This is a genomic window from Pseudomonas antarctica (assembly GCF_900624995.1).
GTDB lineage: Bacteria > Pseudomonadota > Gammaproteobacteria > Pseudomonadales > Pseudomonadaceae > Aquipseudomonas > Aquipseudomonas antarctica.
In genome coordinates this window covers 148,719-164,807 of the sequence record NZ_UYXQ01000004.1, presented here as the reverse complement: position 1 = coordinate 164,807, position 16,089 = coordinate 148,719, and the positions used below count along the sequence as shown (strand labels likewise).

Below are 16,089 nucleotides of genomic sequence, written 5' to 3'. Positions count from 1 at the left end.
GTGTACAAGCTCGCCTTCTTTGTGCCCGACAGCCATGTGGAGACGGTAAAAACCGCCGTCTTCGCAGCCGGTGGTGGGCGCATCGGCGACTACGACAACTGTGCCTGGCAAGTGCTGGGCCAGGGCCAATTTCGCGCATTGGACGGCAGTCAGCCGTTTATCGGGCAAGTGGGCCAGGTTGAAGTGGTTGAAGAATGGAAAGTTGAGCTGGTGGTGGCGGATGAGTTGATCGTGGCGGTTGTAGCTGCGTTGAAACTCAGCCATCCCTACGAGACACCGGCGTATGAGGTGTGGCAGTTGGCGGATTTTTAATCCGACGGCTGTGAAACGAGAAACCCGCTGGGCCCTCACGGACAGCGGGTTTTTTGTGCCTGGAAAACAGAAAACCCCTACAGAGGCTTAGTCGCCAGCGACGGTAGTGTGCCGTGCAGGTGCTTCGAGACAGCCCATCCGCATCAGTGGCCGCGTGGATGTCTCGGGCTTAGACCTCGTTGAGAAGGTGTTCCTACATGAAGAAAAACCAGTTGATCGCAGGCAGTGCTCTGGCGGCAATGGTGATTGGAGCCGGTGGCGCGTGGGCCGGCAAACCCGAGGTTAAGGCCAAGGGTAACGTCCAGTTCTATGACTCAGGGCGCTTCGACCTGCCGTTCTCCGATGGCGTACGTGTAGGCAACGTGTTCTACACTGCCGGGGAAATCGGCGACGCACACGGTTCCGATAAAGTGGTGTCAGGCGGTATCGTGCCGGAATCGCGCCAAGCCCTGGAAAACATCAAAACCACGCTCAAGGCCAACGGCTACGCGCTCACGGACGTGGTCAAGTGCACGGTTTTCCTGGCCGACATCAAGGAATGGCCAGCCTTTAACGAAGTGTACAAAGAGTATTTCAAAAAGCCCTACCCGGCGCGTAGCGCGTTCGGTGGTACCGAGCTGGCCTGGAATGCTCGGATGGAAATCGAGTGCATTGCAGCGAAGTGATGCGGCTGGGTTGTTGATCCGCCGGTTGTAAATAAAAGAAACCCGCTGGGCCGGTTCGGTCAGCGGGTTTTTTGTTGGCTGTAATGGCCTCTTCGCGAGCAAGCCCGCTCCCACATTTGACCGCATTGCCAAGTCGGGCACCGATCAAAATGTGGGAGCTGGCTTGCCTGCGATGAGGCCACTTCAGGCCGTGATGATTTACGCCCTGACGCCGACCTCACGGCCACTGACCAACCGCTCCAGCGCCTCACCCAACCCCGATGCCTTGTCACCAATCAACAGGTGCCAAACACCGCTGTCCAGCTGGCTCACACCCTGGCAGCCCAGCGCCGTGAGTTCAGCTTCTGACAACACCGAATCATCCCCCAACTCCACCCGCAGCCGGGTCATCGCCACGGCGTCCAGCTGCCGTACATTCCCTCGACCACCCAAAGCGCTCAGCCATTTCTCGGCCTCGTGCACATTCACCGCAACCGGCTTATCCACAGGCGCGACCGTCACAGGTGCAGCGGCAACAAACGATGGCATGGCCAGGCGGATCTCATCGGCAATGCTGTCGGCCATCGGCCCGACCACCACCTGCAAGCTCCCGCCATTACCCGGCCGTACCACGGCCATGGCGCCGAGGGCTTTGAGCTCCGCATCTACCGCCTTGTTGCGATCTACCATGTCCAACCGCAGGCGCGTGGTACAGGCGCCGACACTCAGCAAGTTAGCCGCACCGCCCAGCGCACGGATATACGCACTGGCCAGCTGGTTATCACTCATCGCCTCGGCCTGCACCACCTGGATGTCTTCACGCCCAGGCGTCTTCAGGTTGAAGCGGCGGATGCAGTAGTTGAACACGCTGTAGTAGATCAGCGCGTAAGCCAGGCCGACGGGGAACACCAGCCAACCGTTGGTGGACTTGCCCCAGCCCAGCACCATGTCGATAAACCCACCGGAGAAGGTAAAACCGAGGTGGATGTTGAGCAGGTTGGTCACGGCCATCGACAGGCCGGTAAGCACCGCGTGAATCAGGTACAAAAACGGCGCAAGGAACATGAACGCGAACTCAATCGGCTCCGTCACGCCGGTCAAAAACGAGGTCAGCGCCATCGACAGGAAAATCCCGCCCATGACTTTGCGGCGTTCCGGCAGCGCGTTGCGGTACATCGCCAGGCACGCGGCCGGCAAGCCGAACAGCATCACCGGGAACATGCCGGTCATGAACTGGCCACCTTTGGGGTCGCCGGCGAAGTAGCGGGTCAGGTCGCCAGTCACCACGGCGCCGGTCACCGGGTCAGTGAAGGTGCCGAACACGAACCACGCCATGTTGTTGAGGATATGGTGCAGGCCAGTGACGATCAGCAGGCGGTTGAACACGCCGAACACGAAGGCGCCGAAGCTGCCGCTTTCCATCAGCAGCACGCCGAAGCTGTTGATGCCGTGCTGGATCGGCGGCCAGATCAGGCCGAAGATCACGCCCAGGGCCACCGCCGAAAAGCCGGTGACAATCGGCACAAACCGTCGCCCGCCAAAGAAGGCGAGGTACTCCGGCAGCTTGATGTCCTTGAAACGGTTATACAGCCCACCGGCCATCAAGCCGCTGGCGATACCCGCGAGCATGCCCATGTTGATGCTGGTGTCCATTACCTTGAGCGTGGAGACCATCACCAGGTAACCAATCGCCCCGGCCAACCCTGCCGTGCCGTTATTGTCGCGGGCAAAGCCCACGGCGATACCGATGGCGAAGATCAACGCCAGGTTGGCGAAGATCGCTTGCCCGGCGTCGTGCATCACCGCGATGTTGAGCAAGTCGGTGTCGCCCAGGCGCAGCAAGAGCCCGGCGATCGGCAAGATCGCGATCGGCAGCATCAGCGCGCGGCCCAGGCGTTGTAAGCCTTCGATAAAGTGTTGGTACATGGCATGTCTCCCTTTTTCTTGTTGTTGTCAGCTCAGCGGCCAGTGGTGTTGACAGGCTTGGCGAACCGCCTTGGCGCTGCTCAGGTCGAGCAGGCCTTGGCTCAGTTGCCGGCATTGAGCCGCGTCCAGGTGGCGGACGCGGTCCTTGATTTCTCCAATTTGCGGCGCGCTTACCGACAGCTCGCTGACGCCCAGGCCGATCAGCACTGGCGTGGCCAACGGGTCGGACGCGAGGGCGCCGCAAACACCCACCCAACGCCCATGTTTAGCCGCACCGGCGCAGGTCTGTGCGATCAGCCGCAGCAGCGCCGGGTGTAAGGCATCGACCCGTGCGGCGAGGCCTGCGTGGTCGCGGTCCATGGCCAGGGTGTACTGGGAGAGGTCATTGGTGCCGATGGAGAGGAAGTCTGCATACAGCGCAAGCTGCTCGGCCATCAGCGCGGCGGCGGGTACTTCGATCATCACGCCCAGCTCCGGGCGCTGGGTCAGCCCCAGATCGGCACACAACTCATCCAGGCGCTGGCGGATCTGCAGCAGTTCATCCACTTCGCTGACCATCGGCAGCAAGATGCGGCAACGTTCCAGCGGGCTGACTTGCAGCAGCGCGCGCAGCTGCTGGTCGAGCAATTCGGGGCGCACCTGGGCCATGCGAATACCGCGCAAGCCCAACACCGGGTTGGCCTCCACGGGCAGCGGCAGGTAGTCGAGCTGCTTGTCGCCGCCCACGTCGATGGTGCGGATGATCACTGCCTTGTCGCCCATAGCATCCAGCACGGCTTGATAGGCCTGGCGCTGTTCCTGTTCATCCGGCGCGGTGCGGCGGTCGACGAAGAGGAATTCGGTGCGCAACAGGCCGACGCCATCGGCGCCGTTTTCAAACGCCACTTGGGCCTCGGCGCTGGAGGCGACATTGGCGGCCACTTCGATGCTGATGCCATCGGTGGTGCGCGCCGGTTCCTGCGCTTGGGCTTGCTGTTGCTGGCGGCGCAGTTTCTGTGCATCACGAATCTGGTGCACTTCGGCGTGGCGCGCGTCGCTGGGCGCAAGTTCCAGGCGCCCATTGACCGCGTCGAGTACCACGCGCTGGCCTTGCGGTACATCGAGCACGTCTGCGCCCAACGCCACCACACAAGGCAAGCCTTTGCCGCGGGCCAAAATGGCCACATGAGAGGTGGCGCCGCCTTCGGCCATGCAGATGCCAGCGGCGTGTTGCGCACTCAGTTGCAGCAGGTCGGACGGCGTCAGCTCATGGGCGCTGACAATCGCCCCGGCAGGCAACTCGAAGTGCCAGGCCTCGCCCAGCAGTGCGCGCAGCACCCGCTGTTGCAAGTCGCGCAGGTCATTGGAGCGCTCGGCGAACAGCGGTTTGCCCAACGCCAGCAACACCGCGCATTGCGCCTGGATCGCATCACGCCAGGCGTGGGTGGCGGCGCTGCCGTGTTCGATGGCGGCGGTGGCCGCTTCCAGCAGGGCCGGGTCTTCCAGCAGGGCGAGGTGGGCGGCGAAGATCTCTTCTTCTTCGATATTCTTGCGTTGGCGGGCGTGGTCCAAGGTGTTGCGGATCTCGCCGCGCACGTGCTCAAGGGCGGTGTCCAGCCGTTGCAGTTGTTCGGCGGCCGAGTGGTTGCCGGTGTCTGCCGGCAGTTCAATGCCGGTAAGGCGGAACAACGGCCCACACACCAGGCCCGGTGCGGCACATACGCCTTGCAGTACGCCGACTTCGGTATGGGCACGGCGCGGAGCAACGGCTACCGGCGCGTGCTGTTCCTCACTGACGGCCACGGACAGCGCGGCCACCAACGCCTGCAACGCCGCTTCGCAATCCTTGCCGCGACAGGTGACACGCACCTCGTCGCCTTCGCCGATCCCCAGCCCCATTAAGCCAATCAAGCTGTCGCACGGCGCGGATTTGCCAGCGAAGTGCAACTGCGCCTGGCTGCTGAACCCTTGGGCGGTTTTGCGGATCAGCGCGGCGGGGCGCGCATGTAAACCGCCGCGGTGAGTAATGCGCACGCTGGCGCGGACTTCGGTGACTGAGTTATCCACAGCCGCTGGCGACGTTGCCGCCGAGCGCGCCACGATGTGCAGCAACGGCTCACCGACCTTGACGGTTTTACCTGCCACCGGCCGCAGCTCAAAGTGTTCGCCATTGGTCAGAATGATCAGGCTGACCAGGCTTTTGCACCGGCGCGCAATTCGGTCCAGATCAAACTGCACCAGCGCCTGGCCCTGGCTCACCCGCGCGCCTTCTTTGACCTGCAGCGCAAAGCCTTCACCCTTTAGTTCCACCGTGTCGATGCCGACATGCATCAACACCTCGGCACCGTTCTCGGCACGAATGGTCAGCGCGTGCCCGGTGCGGGCAACGTGAATGATCACGCCGTCACACGGGGCATGCAGGCAATCGTTCAGCGGGTCGATGGCGATGCCGTCACCCATGGCGCCGCTGGCGAACACTTCGTCGGGAACGTTGCCCAGGGTCAGCACCGGGCCACTGAGTGGGGCGCTTAGGGTCAATTCATTATTGTTGTAAGACATGGGCACGGTACTCATCAGGAAAACGCGACTCAGTGAGTGCGGGTAACTTTGCTCAGGTGACGCGGCTGGTCCGGGTCCATGCCCCGGGCTTGCGCCAGGCCGGCGGCCATCACGTAGAAACTCTGGATCGCCAGGATCGGGTCCAGGCTCGGGTGTTCGGCACGGCTCAAGGTCAGGTCGCGTTCGGCGATATCGTCCGGCGCAGCCAGCAGCACGCGAGCACCGCGTTGGCGCATGTCGGCGGCCAGGCTCAACAGGCCAGGCTGTTCGGCACCGCGTGGGGCGAATATCAGCAACGGGTAGTTCTCGTCGATCAAGGCCATCGGCCCGTGGCGCACCTCGGCGCTGCTGAAGGCTTCGGCCTGGATCGCCGAAGTTTCCTTGAGCTTGAGCGCGGCTTCCTGGGCGATGGCAAAACCGGCGCCCCGGCCGATCACCATCAAGCGCTGGCTGTCACGCAGGGCGTCGATGGCTTTGCTCCAATCCTGCTTGGCGGCGGCACGCAACTCGTCGGGCAGGGCGCGGCAGGCTTGCAGCAAGTCGGCTTCCTGGTTCCAGTGGCCGATCAACTGCGCGCTGGCGGTGAGGGTGGCGATAAAGCTTTTGGTCGCGGCCACGCTGTGTTCCGGCCCGGCGCACAGCGGCAGGTGGAATTCGCAGGCGGCTTCCAGCGGTGACTCTTCGGCGTTGACCAGCGAAATGCTCAGGGCACCGCGTTTGCGCAACAGGCGCAGGCTGTTGACCAGGTCCGGGCTTTGCCCCGACTGCGAGAAACCAAACGCCACCTGCCCACTGACCTTCAGCGGTGCCTGCAACAAGGTCACCACCGACATGGGCAACGACGCCACCGGGATACCCACGTGCTGCATGGCCAAGTAGGCGAAGTAGCTGGCGGCATGGTCCGAGCTGCCACGGGCGATGGTCATGGCCACTTGCGGTGGCTGACGGCGCAGGCGCCCGGCGACCTCTTCGAGCATCGGGTCCAGGCGTTGCAGTTGCGCCGCGACGGCATCACCAGAGGCCAGGGCCTCTTCAAGCATTTTTGAAGTCAATGGTTTCTCCTTCGACCATTACGTCGGTGAGGTGCAGGGAGCGGTCCAGGCGCACGCAGTCGGCAAAGCTGCCGGGTTGCAGGCGCCCGCGTTCTTCCAGGCCCAGGTAGTCCGCAGGAAATTGCGACAGGCGTTGTGAGGCTTCGCTGATAGGCAGGCCGATTTTCACCAGGTTGCGCAGCGCCTGATCCATGGTCAGGGTGCTGCCGGCCAAGGTGCCGTCAGCCAGGCGTACGCCGCCCAGGCATTTGGTCACGGTGTGGCTGCCCAGCTTGTATTCGCCGTCGGGCATGCCGGCGGCGGCGGTGGAATCGGTGACGCAGTACAGGCACGGGATCGAACGCAGGGCCACGCGCATGGCGCCGGGGTGTACGTGCAGCAGGTCGGGGATCAACTCTGCGTACTGGGCGTGGGCCAACGCGGCGCCGACGATGCCCGGTTCGCGGTGATGCAGCGGGCTCATGGCGTTGTACAAATGCGTGAAGCTGGTGGCGCCGGCTGCCAGGGCGGCGACGCCTTCTTCATAGCTGCCCAAGGTGTGGCCGATCTGCATGCGCACGCCGCGTTGGCTGAGTGTGCGAATCAGTACGTCGTGGCCGGCGATTTCCGGGGCGATGGTGATCACCTGGATCGGCGCCAGACGCAGGTAGGCTTCCACTTCGGCCATCAACGCGGTGTGGGCGAAGTTGGGTTGGGCGCCGAGTTTGCCGGGGTTGATGTAGGGGCCTTCCAAGTGCACGCCGAGTACGCGAGCGCTGCCGGTCGGGCGCTGTTCGCAGAAGGTGCCGAGTTCGCCGAGCACACGGGAGATTTCATCCACCGGTGCCGTCATCGTGGTAGCCAGCAGTGACGTCGTGCCAAACCGCACGTGGGTGCGGGTGATGGTCTCGAAGGCAGCCACGCCTTCCATGATGTCTTTGCCGCCACCGCCGTGTACGTGCAGGTCGATGAAACCGGGCAGCAAGTAGGGCAGGTCGTTGTCAGCCGGGTCGCACGGCGTGCCGTCGATGCCGACCACCTTGCCGTGTTCGTGCACCAGGCGGCCGCGCATCCAGCCGCTGGGCGTGAGGATATTGTCTTCGGACATGGGCAGTTCTCTAAGTTCGCAGTTCAGCGGAATAGTCGTGGCGGCGCAGTTCTGCGACGAAGTCGTAGTAGTCGTTGCGGCAGTAGGTGTCGGTGATTTCAATCGGCGTGTTGTCGGCGGTGTAGCCGACCCGCGTCATCAGCAGCATGGCGGTGCCGGGGGTAATGCCCACCAGCTTGGCGAACTCATCCGAGGCGTTGATCGCCTGGATATGCTGCAAGGCGCGCACGACGGGCTTGCCGATGCTTTCCAGGTATTCGTACAGCGAATTGCCGATGGCTTGCGGGTGCGGCAGCACCGAGGCGGGCATGGCGGTCATTTCAATTGCCATCACCGTGTCATCGGCCTTACGCAGACGTTTGAGGCGCGCCACTTTGTCGGTAGGCGACAGGCACAGGCGGATCAGCTCTTCGTGGGTCGGCGGGGTGATGTCGCGCTCCAGCCATTGGGACGTGGGTACAAACCCCTTGAGCCGCAGCATTTCACTGAAGCCCGACAGGCGTGACAGCGGTTGTTCCAGGCGCGGCGTGATAAAGGTGCCGGAGCCTTGGCTGCGGCGAATCAACCCTTGGGCAAACAACACTTCCAGCGCTTTACGCGCGGTCACCCGCGAGATGCTCAGTTGCTCGCTGAGGGCACGTTCCGAGGGCAAAGCCTGCTCGGATTTCCACTGGCCGGCATGGATTGCCGCTTCAAGGTTACGGGCCAGTTGCAGGTACAGCGGTGTGGATTGTTTGTCGTCGGGGCGCAGCGTCTGGATGGGGTTCATCTGTGAGGTTTCCGATGCGGTTATTGGAGTGTTGTCGCCCGGTAATGGTCGAAAATTAATACCACTTAAATACCATGTCAATCCTGCCAAAACGGTGCGGAACCCGGTTTCAGGGCGCTTTATTGGTGCCTGGTATCAAGTGGTATTAGAGAGGTCTGTATCGCGCGCAGAACTACGCAGACCGGCGCGGTGAACTGGTATTCACCGGCAGGCGCTGCCAGAGGCAGGAATTATTTTTTGATTATTTTACCAACGGTAGGTATTTACGGCCGAATCTCGATCAGGGTGCCGTCTTTGACCAGGTTCCAGACTTCGCGCATGTCCACGTTGCGCATGCCGATACAGCCGTCGGTCCAGTCCAGGGTATGGAACCACTGTTCCGGGTAGTCCTCGGTGTCGGGGGTGCCGTGGATCATGATCATGCTGCCCGGTTTCACGCCTTCACGGCGCGCGCGCGCGGAGTCGCTGATGTTGGGGTAGGAGATATGCATGGCCAGGTTGAAACGGTCGCTGGTCTTGCGCCAGTCGATCCAATATAAGCCTTCCGGCGTGCGGCGGTCGCCTTCGATCAGTTTGGTGCCCTTGGGGTTTTTGCCGAGCGAGATGCGATAGGTCTTAAGCGGCTTACCGTCGTTGATCAACTGCAACTGGTGGGCCGACTTGAGCACCAGGACTTTCTCGACAGGTTTGCCGCCCAGGGTTTCCACCGTGGAGGCCGAAGAGAGGGTAGCGAACGACAGGCAGATAAGAGCGAGCAACCAACGCATTAAAACGGTTTCCCTTGTAAGAAGGTGCTGCCTGAAATTGTTATGTGGCCGGCCGCGTCATCGGCGGCACCGACTCGCTGCGTACCGGGAACAGTTGTTGCTTACGGTCGGCGAAGAAGCATTCTAAGGTACGCCCGACTGTGCGGAAAGCCAGCTCTGACCAAGGGATGTCGGCTTCATCGAACAGCTTCACTTCAAGGCTTTCGGGGCCGGCGGCGAAGTCCAGATCGACCAGTTCGGCGCGGTAGAAGATGTGCACCTGGCTGATGTGCGGCACGTCGATCAGGGTGTAGAGGCTCAGGTTGCGCACGTGGGCGCAGGCTTCTTCCAGGGTTTCACGCAGGGCGGCCTGCTCCACGGTCTCGCCGTTTTCCATAAAGCCTGCGGGCAAGGTCCAGTAACCCAGGCGCGGCTCGATGGCGCGGCGGCACAGCAGCACTTTATCGCCCCACACCGGCACGGTGCCAGCGACGATATTGGGGTTCTGGTAGTGAATGGTCGAGCAGTGATCACACACATAGCGCAGGCGTGCGTCGCCGTCGGGAATGCGCTGGGTAACCGGTTTACCGCACTGGCTGCAGAAGTTCATGCTGGGGTTCCTGGAGAGTGGGCCTATCTTGGCTCGGCGGGCAGGGCCCTGCAAGTTGTCGTTTCGCGACATGCGCAGGGTTTGGGGTTGGGTGCCTGCCAGCTTTGGTGCATGATGCGAGGTAGCCAACAGACCGAGATGACTCATGCTGGACGAGCTACTTCGCCGGGTAAGCAATCACACCCCTCATCGGCTTGAAACTGACGGGCGTTTCCCCGAGGCCGCGGTGTTGGTGCCGATTACCCGCAGCGACGAACCTGAGCTGATTTTGACCCTGCGCGCCAGCGGCCTGTCGACCCACGGCGGCGAAGTGGCGTTTCCCGGCGGGCGGCGCGACCCTGAAGACCCGGACCTGATCTTTACCGCGCTGCGTGAGGCCGAAGAAGAAATCGGCCTGCCGCCCGGCCTGGTGGAAGTCATCGGTCCGTTGAGCCCGCTGATCTCCTTGCACGGCATTCGTGTAACGCCCTATGTCGGTGTTATCCCCGATTACGTCGAATACCTGGCCAACGATGCCGAGATTGCTGCCGTGTTCAGCGTGCCCCTGGAGTTTTTTCGCCAGGACCCACGCGAACATACCCACCGCATCGATTACCAGGGCCGCAGTTGGTATGTGCCCAGCTATCGGTTTGGCGAATACAAAATCTGGGGGCTGACGGCAATCATGATTGTCGAACTGATCAACCTGCTCTATGACGACGCCCAAATCAGCCTGCACCAGCCACCCACGAGTTTCATCAATACGTAAGCCATCGCTTGAATGGCCAGCCGTGAGGAAAAACCATGAAATACCGCCTGGGCGACGCCCGCGTCGAGACTCATCCGAAAAGCTGGGTGGCGCCGAATGCCACGCTGGTCGGCAAGGTCAAGCTGGAAGAGGGCGCCAACGTGTGGTTCAACGCGGTGTTGCGTGGTGACAACGAGCTGATCCTGATCGGCAAGAACAGTAATGTGCAGGACGGCAGCGTGATGCACACCGACATGGGCTACCCGCTGACCCTGGGCACTGGCGTGACCATCGGCCACAACGCCATGCTGCACGGCTGCACCGTCGACGACTACAGCCTGATCGGCATCAATGCGGTGATCCTCAACGGCGCCAAGATCGGTAAGCACTGCATCATCGGCGCCAATTCGCTGATCGGCGAAGGCAAGGAGATTCCCGATGGCTCGCTGGTGATGGGCTCGCCGGGCAAGGTGGTGCGTGAGCTGACCGAGGCGCAAAAACGCATGCTCGAAGCCAGCGCCGCGCACTATGTGCATAACGCGCAGCGCTATGCCCGTGACTTGGTTGAGCAGGAAGAATGAACCCGATTGAACGGCCTGTTGCCTCGCCGTGCGTGAACATTTGCGCGCTGGACGATGATGACATTTGCACCGGTTGCCAGCGTACGGTGGATGAGATCACGCGTTGGAGCCGCATGGACAATGCCGAGCGCCGGGTGGTGCTGGGGTTGTGCCATGAGCGGGCGAAAGTAAGTGGGTTGGTGTGGATGATGCCGGGGAAATCGGGCGCCTGAACCACCGCTATCGCAGGCAAGCCAGCTCCCACAGGTGACCGCGTTTAACCTGTAGGCGTGCGGCCAAAATGGGGGAGCTGGCTTGCCTGCGATGAGGCCCTGCGAGACGACATATTTCCAAATGTGAAGTAACCTGTGCCGATTGCTCACAGGTCCATCCGTCATGCTCTTCCTGATCGCCTATATCAGCAGCGTCGTGCTGATCAACTTCGCCTTTTCCACCGCCCCGCACCTGGATGTCATCTGGTCGGCCTGGGGTGGCTTGGTGTTTATCCTGCGCGACATGGTGCAAACCCGCTTCGGCCACGGCGCGATCATCGCCATGCTGGCGGCGTTGGTGCTGTCGTATATCACCTCTGACCCGTCCATCGCCCTGGCCAGCGCCACGGCGTTTGCGGTATCCGAGTGCATTGATTGGCTGGTGTTCAGTATCACCAAGCGCCCGCTGCATGACCGCCTGTGGATAAGTTCGGCGCTGAGCATTCCCCTTGATACCTTCATTTTCTTCGGCCTGATCGGTGCCCTGACACCGGCGGTCGCGGGCACTGCATTGGTGTCGAAATTCGCCGGGGTCACGGTGGTGTGGCTGATCATGGCCTGGCGTATGCGCAAACGCGCCGTCGCCAACTGAGGCCAATCCTTACAGTTCATGTAAAATGCCGGCCTTTCTCCCCATGATCCGCTCCCCTGAGGACCTGAGATGACCCGAATCGGAACTCCACTGTCGCCAACCGCGACCCGCGTTTTGCTGTGTGGCTGCGGTGAGCTGGGCAAGGAAGTGGTAATCGAACTGCAACGCCTGGGCGTTGAAGTGATTGCCGTGGATCGCTACGCCAACGCCCCGGCCATGCAGGTCGCGCACCGTAGCCACGTGATCAACATGCTCGATGGCGCCGCCCTGCGTGCCGTGATCGAAGCCGAGAAACCGCACTTCATCGTGCCGGAAATCGAAGCCATCGCCACCGCTACGCTGGTGGAGCTGGAGGCCGAAGGCTTCACCGTGATCCCGACCGCGCGTGCCACCTCGCTGACCATGAACCGCGAAGGCATTCGCCGCCTGGCCGCCGAAGAGCTGGACCTGCCGACCTCGCCGTATCACTTTGCCGACACCTTCGAAGACTACAGCAAGGCCGTGCAAGACCTGGGCTTCCCCTGCGTGGTCAAGCCGGTGATGAGTTCCTCGGGCAAGGGCCAGAGCCTGCTGCGCAGCACTGATGAGGTGCGCAAAGCCTGGGATTACGCCCAGGAAGGCGGCCGTGCTGGTAAAGGCCGGGTGATCATCGAAGGCTTTATCGACTTCGACTACGAAATCACCCTGCTGACCGTGCGCCATATCGGCGGCACCACCTTCTGCGCGCCGGTCGGTCACCGTCAGGAGAAGGGTGACTACCAGGAATCCTGGCAGCCGCAAGCCATGAGCCCGATTGCCCTGGCGGAATCCGAGCGGGTGGCCAAAGCCGTGACCGAGGCCTTGGGTGGCCGTGGCCTGTTTGGCGTGGAATTGTTCATCAAGGGCGATCAGGTGTGGTTCAGCGAAGTGTCGCCACGCCCGCATGACACTGGTTTGGTGACGTTGATTTCTCAGGACCTGTCGCAGTTCGCGCTGCACGCTCGCGCCATCCTGGGGCTGCCGATTCCGTTGATCCGTCAGTTCGGGCCTTCGGCTTCGGCAGTGATTCTGGTGGAAGGGCAGTCCACCCAGACCGCCTTCGCCAACCTTGGCGCGGCCTTGAGCGAGCCGGACACGGCGTTGCGTCTGTTTGGTAAGCCAGAAGTCAATGGTCAGCGCCGCATGGGCGTGGCGTTGGCGCGGGATGAGTCGATTGAAGCGGCTCGGGCTAAGGCGACTCGCGCTTCGAAGGCTGTTGTTGTAGAGCTGTAACCCCACGCAGATCGTTCCCACGCTTTGCGTGGGAATGCAGTCCCGGATGCTCCGCGTCCCAACGCGTGACGCGGAGCGTCACAAGAGGCGTTCCCACGCAGAGCGTGGGAACGATCTGCGCTCAGGCAACCTTGTTCAAGTCGTTATCCCGCGTCTCTTTCAGGCACAGCACAGCCATCAAGCTGAGCAACGCTGCCGCCGACACGTACCCTCCGACATAACTCAGCCCGCCCATCGCTACCAGCTTGGTCGCGAAGAATGGTGCGGCCGAAGCCCCGACAATCCCACCCAGGTTATACGCCGCCGAAGCACCGGTATAACGCACGCGCGTCGGGAACAGCTCCGGCAGCATCGCGCCCATCGGGGCGAAAGTCACGCCCATCAGGAACAGCTCCAGCGCCAGGAACAGTGCCACCGCCCAGGTTGAGCCATGGGTCAACAGCGGCTCCATGGTGAAGCCCGACAGAATCGCCAGGACCGCGCCGACGATCAGCACCGGCTTGCGCCCGTAACGGTCACTGGCCAAAGCTGCCAGCGGTGTGGCCAAGCCCATGAACAACACCGCAAAGCACAGCAAACCGAGGAACGTCTCGCGGCTGTAGCCCAACGTCGACACGCCATAACTCAGGGAAAACGCGGTGGTGATGTAGAACAGCGCATAACACACCGCCATCGACGCGGCGCCCAGCAGCACCGGTAGCCAATGCTGGCTGAACAGCTCCACCAGCGGCACTTTCACCGGGGCTTCTTTGGCCACCGCGTTGGCGAACACCGGGGTTTCATGCAATTTAAGACGTGCATACAGACCGACCATCACCAGCGCTGCGCTGAGGATGAACGGGATACGCCAACCCCAACTGCGGAACTGTTCATCGTTCAGGCTAATGGCAAGGATCAGGAACAAGCCGTTGGCTGCCAGAAAACCAATCGACGGGCCCAGTTGCGGGAACATGCCGAACCAGGCGCGCTTGCCCTTGGGGGCGTTCTCGGTGGCCAGCAACGCGGCGCCGCCCCATTCCCCGCCAAGGCCAAGGCCCTGGCCAAAACGCAGCACGCACAAGAGGATCGGGGCCCAGGCGCCGATGCTGTCATAGCCGGGCAGTAAGCCGATCAGCGTGGTGCACACGCCCATCAGCAGTAACGACGCCACCAAGGTTGATTTGCGCCCGATACGGTCACCGAAGTGGCCGAACAGCGCCGAGCCCAGCGGGCGTGCGATAAAGGCGATGCCGAAGGTCAGAAACGACGCCAGCATCTGCGCGGTGCCGGAGGTTTGCGGGAAGAATACCGGGCCGATCACCAGCGCCGCAGCGGTGGCATAGATATAGAAATCGTAGAACTCGATGGCAGTGCCGACGATGCTCGCCGTGGCGACCCGTGCGGTCGAGTTGAGCGGGGCGGCGGTCGCGGCCTCGTTATAGGTGGTGCTCATTGAGGTATCCCTGACGGTTATTGCGCGTTTGGACGCGGATTATTATTGGTCGAACACCCATGGATCAGGGGTGCACGCGGGGCGGCTCGGGATGGGAGCAAACACCGGTCAGACACGGTAAAGCGGTGCCTGGACGCGCTGAGTGCGGGTAGCACGCGGTCGGGCGGGGCTTGGGTAAGCCGAGCCGATTATAGGAAGGGGTTTGAACATACAACAAGGGGGCTGACACGCTGAACATCTCACTCTAGGAGGGGGCTTGCTCCCGATTGCAGTGCGTCAGTCAGCTCATCTGTCACTGGCCTACCGCTGTGTCCAGCGCGATTATGCGGCGACCGGCACACGGCTGGTGTGCCAGATCAGCACTTTGCTCACGCGGTTGTCCTCGGTTTCGAGGATTTCCAGGCGATAGCGGCCGATTTTCAGGCACACCGCGCAGTCGGGAATGGTCTCCAGCGCCTCGGTCACCAAACCATTGAGGGTCTTGGGGCCGTCACTGGGCAGGTGCCAGCCAAGGCTCTTGTTCAGTTCGCGGATCGAAGCGGCGCCGTCGATGATGTAGCGGCCATCTGGCTGGGCTTCGATATGCGGGTTGTCTGACGCTTGATCGCTTTCGAATTCGCCGACAATCTCTTCGAGGATATCTTCCAGGGTGACGATGCCCAGCACTTCGCCGTATTCGTCCACCACCATGCCCAGGCGCCGCTGCTGCTTGTGGAAGTTCAGCAATTGCAGTTGCAGGGGCGTGCTTTCAGGGACGAAGTAGGGCTCGTGACAGGCCGCGAGCAAGGCTTCCTTCGTCAGGCTGGCGTCGGGCAGCAGGTGTTGGATCTGCCGCGTGTTGAGCACGGCTTCGACCTGGTTGATGTCGCTGTGGAACACTGGCAGACGCGTGCGCTGGGAGGTGCGCAGTTGCTCGATGATTTCTTCGAGCGAGTCATCCAGGTTGATGCCGTCCACTTCACTGCGTGGCACCAGAATGTCGTTGACCGTGATGTTGTCCAGCGCATGGATGCCGGGCATGCCGGGCGTGCGATTGTCGTCGGCCTCGGGCTCCGGTTCATCGTCGTGATCAGGCAGTGGCTCGTCGCTCTTTTTCACCACGCCGGATTTGCGCGCGAACGGGCGCAACAACAACAGGCTGATGCCATTGAGAAGCCACGCCATGGGGTAGAGGATTTTCAGCGGTATGCCCAGCAGCGAATTGCCAAAGCCCAGCACGGCCTGTGGGTGACGAACGGCGAGGGCCCGCGGCAAGTAGTCGGCGAGCACCAGCAACATCGCGCAAGAGATCAACCAGCCGAGCCACGGGCCGTTCTGCGCCCAAGCGTAAATCGCCAGTAGGGTGCAGAGAATTACCACGGCGGCGCGACACAGGCTGTTGCATAGAATCAGGCTGTGACGCGGGAAGTTCAGGCGGGCGGCAGCCTTGTCGCCCTGGCGTGTACCGGGGCGAAGGGCCAGCAAGTGCTGTTGCGCGGCCTCGATGGCGGTAAACAGCGCCGCCCATAACACCAGCAAGGCGATTACCGCGAGCATCGGCCCTAAGGGCAAGTTGTCCATGATCGCTGCCC

At 62.1% G+C, this 16,089-nt stretch carries 16 protein-coding genes; 7 read left to right on the top strand and 9 right to left on the bottom strand.

Features of this window, described 5'->3' with window-relative positions:
- Entirely contained in the window at positions 1 to 312 is a 312-nt protein-coding gene (locus E0F99_RS04735; RefSeq protein WP_078734552.1) for a YqfO family protein, read from the top strand.
- A 197-nt stretch (positions 313 to 509) separates the two neighbouring features.
- Positions 510 to 977: a Rid family hydrolase gene (locus tag E0F99_RS04730; protein WP_130908715.1), complete on the top strand. Its 468-nt coding sequence runs from the start codon at positions 510 to 512 to the stop codon at positions 975 to 977.
- Between the two features lie 198 nt (positions 978 to 1,175).
- On the opposite strand, the gene nagE is transcribed toward E0F99_RS04730, so the two are convergent.
- From nagE to E0F99_RS04695, 7 genes are all read right to left on the bottom strand, one after another.
- Positions 1,176 to 2,882, bottom strand: a complete 1,707-nt coding sequence (gene nagE, locus E0F99_RS04725; protein ID WP_083356898.1) for an N-acetylglucosamine-specific PTS transporter subunit IIBC — start codon at positions 2,880 to 2,882, stop codon at positions 1,176 to 1,178.
- A gap of 27 nt (positions 2,883 to 2,909) precedes the next feature.
- The gene (ptsP, locus tag E0F99_RS04720; protein ID WP_083356899.1) at positions 2,910 to 5,420 is read right to left on the bottom strand and encodes a phosphoenolpyruvate--protein phosphotransferase; all 2,511 of its coding nucleotides are present in this window, start codon (positions 5,418 to 5,420) and stop codon (positions 2,910 to 2,912) included.
- A 29-nt stretch (positions 5,421 to 5,449) separates the two neighbouring features.
- On the bottom strand, positions 5,450 to 6,460 hold the full coding sequence (locus E0F99_RS04715; RefSeq protein ID WP_083356900.1) for an SIS domain-containing protein: 1,011 nt from the start codon (positions 6,458 to 6,460) through the stop codon (positions 5,450 to 5,452).
- A complete protein-coding gene (nagA, locus tag E0F99_RS04710) occupies positions 6,453 to 7,559 on the bottom strand; it encodes an N-acetylglucosamine-6-phosphate deacetylase (protein WP_083356901.1) in 1,107 nt (368 codons plus the stop codon). Before nagA ends, E0F99_RS04715 begins: the two co-directional genes overlap by 8 nt.
- Before the next feature lie 10 nt (positions 7,560 to 7,569).
- Entirely contained in the window at positions 7,570 to 8,328 is a 759-nt protein-coding gene (locus tag E0F99_RS04705) for a GntR family transcriptional regulator (protein ID WP_083356902.1), read from the bottom strand.
- 263 nt (positions 8,329 to 8,591) lie between these two features.
- A complete protein-coding gene (locus E0F99_RS04700; RefSeq protein WP_083356903.1) occupies positions 8,592 to 9,095 on the bottom strand; it encodes a L,D-transpeptidase family protein in 504 nt (167 codons plus the stop codon).
- Positions 9,096 to 9,135: 40 nt separating this feature from the next.
- Complete coding sequence (locus E0F99_RS04695) at positions 9,136 to 9,684, bottom strand: NUDIX hydrolase (protein WP_083356904.1); 549 nt, start codon at positions 9,682 to 9,684, stop codon at positions 9,136 to 9,138.
- 145 nt (positions 9,685 to 9,829) lie between these two features.
- On the opposite strand from E0F99_RS04695, the gene E0F99_RS04690 reads away from it, so the two are divergent.
- From E0F99_RS04690 to purT, 5 genes are all read left to right on the top strand, one after another.
- Positions 9,830 to 10,432, top strand: a complete 603-nt coding sequence (locus E0F99_RS04690; RefSeq protein ID WP_083356905.1) for a CoA pyrophosphatase — start codon at positions 9,830 to 9,832, stop codon at positions 10,430 to 10,432.
- A gap of 35 nt (positions 10,433 to 10,467) precedes the next feature.
- Positions 10,468 to 10,992 carry a gamma carbonic anhydrase family protein gene (locus E0F99_RS04685; protein WP_083356906.1) on the top strand — a complete coding sequence of 175 codons (525 nt, stop codon included), beginning with the start codon at positions 10,468 to 10,470 and terminating at the stop codon, positions 10,990 to 10,992.
- Positions 10,989 to 11,204 (top strand): DUF1289 domain-containing protein, encoded by a 216-nt coding sequence (locus E0F99_RS04680; protein ID WP_083356907.1) that lies wholly within the window; start codon positions 10,989 to 10,991, stop codon positions 11,202 to 11,204. Before E0F99_RS04685 ends, E0F99_RS04680 begins: the two co-directional genes overlap by 4 nt.
- Positions 11,205 to 11,367: 163 nt before the next feature.
- On the top strand, positions 11,368 to 11,835 hold the full coding sequence (locus E0F99_RS04675) for a VUT family protein (RefSeq protein WP_056858699.1): 468 nt from the start codon (positions 11,368 to 11,370) through the stop codon (positions 11,833 to 11,835).
- Between the two features lie 69 nt (positions 11,836 to 11,904).
- Positions 11,905 to 13,086 (top strand): formate-dependent phosphoribosylglycinamide formyltransferase, encoded by a 1,182-nt coding sequence (gene purT, locus E0F99_RS04670; protein ID WP_083356908.1) that lies wholly within the window; start codon positions 11,905 to 11,907, stop codon positions 13,084 to 13,086.
- A 121-nt stretch (positions 13,087 to 13,207) separates the two neighbouring features.
- Here the strand turns inward: purT and E0F99_RS04665 are convergent, their stop codons facing one another.
- The gene (locus tag E0F99_RS04665; RefSeq protein WP_083356909.1) at positions 13,208 to 14,518 is read right to left on the bottom strand and encodes an MFS transporter; all 1,311 of its coding nucleotides are present in this window, start codon (positions 14,516 to 14,518) and stop codon (positions 13,208 to 13,210) included.
- Positions 14,519 to 14,839: 321 nt separating this feature from the next.
- A complete protein-coding gene (locus E0F99_RS04660) occupies positions 14,840 to 16,078 on the bottom strand; it encodes a transporter associated domain-containing protein (protein WP_083356910.1) in 1,239 nt (412 codons plus the stop codon).
- Between the last annotated feature and the right edge of the window lie 11 nt (positions 16,079 to 16,089).

What these genes read in the sequence shown, in the direction of transcription:
- E0F99_RS04730 (WP_130908715.1), top strand. Translation starts at nt 510, where the DNA reads ATGAAGAAAAACCAGTTGATCGCAGGCAGTGCTCTGGCGGCAATGGTG.
- nagE (WP_083356898.1), bottom strand. Translation starts at nt 2,882, where the DNA reads ATGTACCAACACTTTATCGAAGGCTTACAACGCCTGGGCCGCGCGCTG.
- ptsP (WP_083356899.1), bottom strand. Translation starts at nt 5,420, where the DNA reads ATGTCTTACAACAATAATGAATTGACCCTAAGCGCCCCACTCAGTGGC.
- E0F99_RS04715 (WP_083356900.1), bottom strand. Translation starts at nt 6,460, where the DNA reads ATGCTTGAAGAGGCCCTGGCCTCTGGTGATGCCGTCGCGGCGCAACTG.
- nagA (WP_083356901.1), bottom strand. Translation starts at nt 7,559, where the DNA reads ATGTCCGAAGACAATATCCTCACGCCCAGCGGCTGGATGCGCGGCCGC.
- E0F99_RS04705 (WP_083356902.1), bottom strand. Translation starts at nt 8,328, where the DNA reads ATGAACCCCATCCAGACGCTGCGCCCCGACGACAAACAATCCACACCG.
- E0F99_RS04700 (WP_083356903.1), bottom strand. Translation starts at nt 9,095, where the DNA reads ATGCGTTGGTTGCTCGCTCTTATCTGCCTGTCGTTCGCTACCCTCTCT.
- E0F99_RS04695 (WP_083356904.1), bottom strand. Translation starts at nt 9,684, where the DNA reads ATGAACTTCTGCAGCCAGTGCGGTAAACCGGTTACCCAGCGCATTCCC.
- E0F99_RS04690 (WP_083356905.1), top strand. Translation starts at nt 9,830, where the DNA reads ATGCTGGACGAGCTACTTCGCCGGGTAAGCAATCACACCCCTCATCGG.
- E0F99_RS04685 (WP_083356906.1), top strand. Translation starts at nt 10,468, where the DNA reads ATGAAATACCGCCTGGGCGACGCCCGCGTCGAGACTCATCCGAAAAGC.
- E0F99_RS04680 (WP_083356907.1), top strand. Translation starts at nt 10,989, where the DNA reads ATGAACCCGATTGAACGGCCTGTTGCCTCGCCGTGCGTGAACATTTGC.
- E0F99_RS04675 (WP_056858699.1), top strand. Translation starts at nt 11,368, where the DNA reads ATGCTCTTCCTGATCGCCTATATCAGCAGCGTCGTGCTGATCAACTTC.
- purT (WP_083356908.1), top strand. Translation starts at nt 11,905, where the DNA reads ATGACCCGAATCGGAACTCCACTGTCGCCAACCGCGACCCGCGTTTTG.
- E0F99_RS04665 (WP_083356909.1), bottom strand. Translation starts at nt 14,518, where the DNA reads ATGAGCACCACCTATAACGAGGCCGCGACCGCCGCCCCGCTCAACTCG.
- E0F99_RS04660 (WP_083356910.1), bottom strand. Translation starts at nt 16,078, where the DNA reads ATGGACAACTTGCCCTTAGGGCCGATGCTCGCGGTAATCGCCTTGCTG.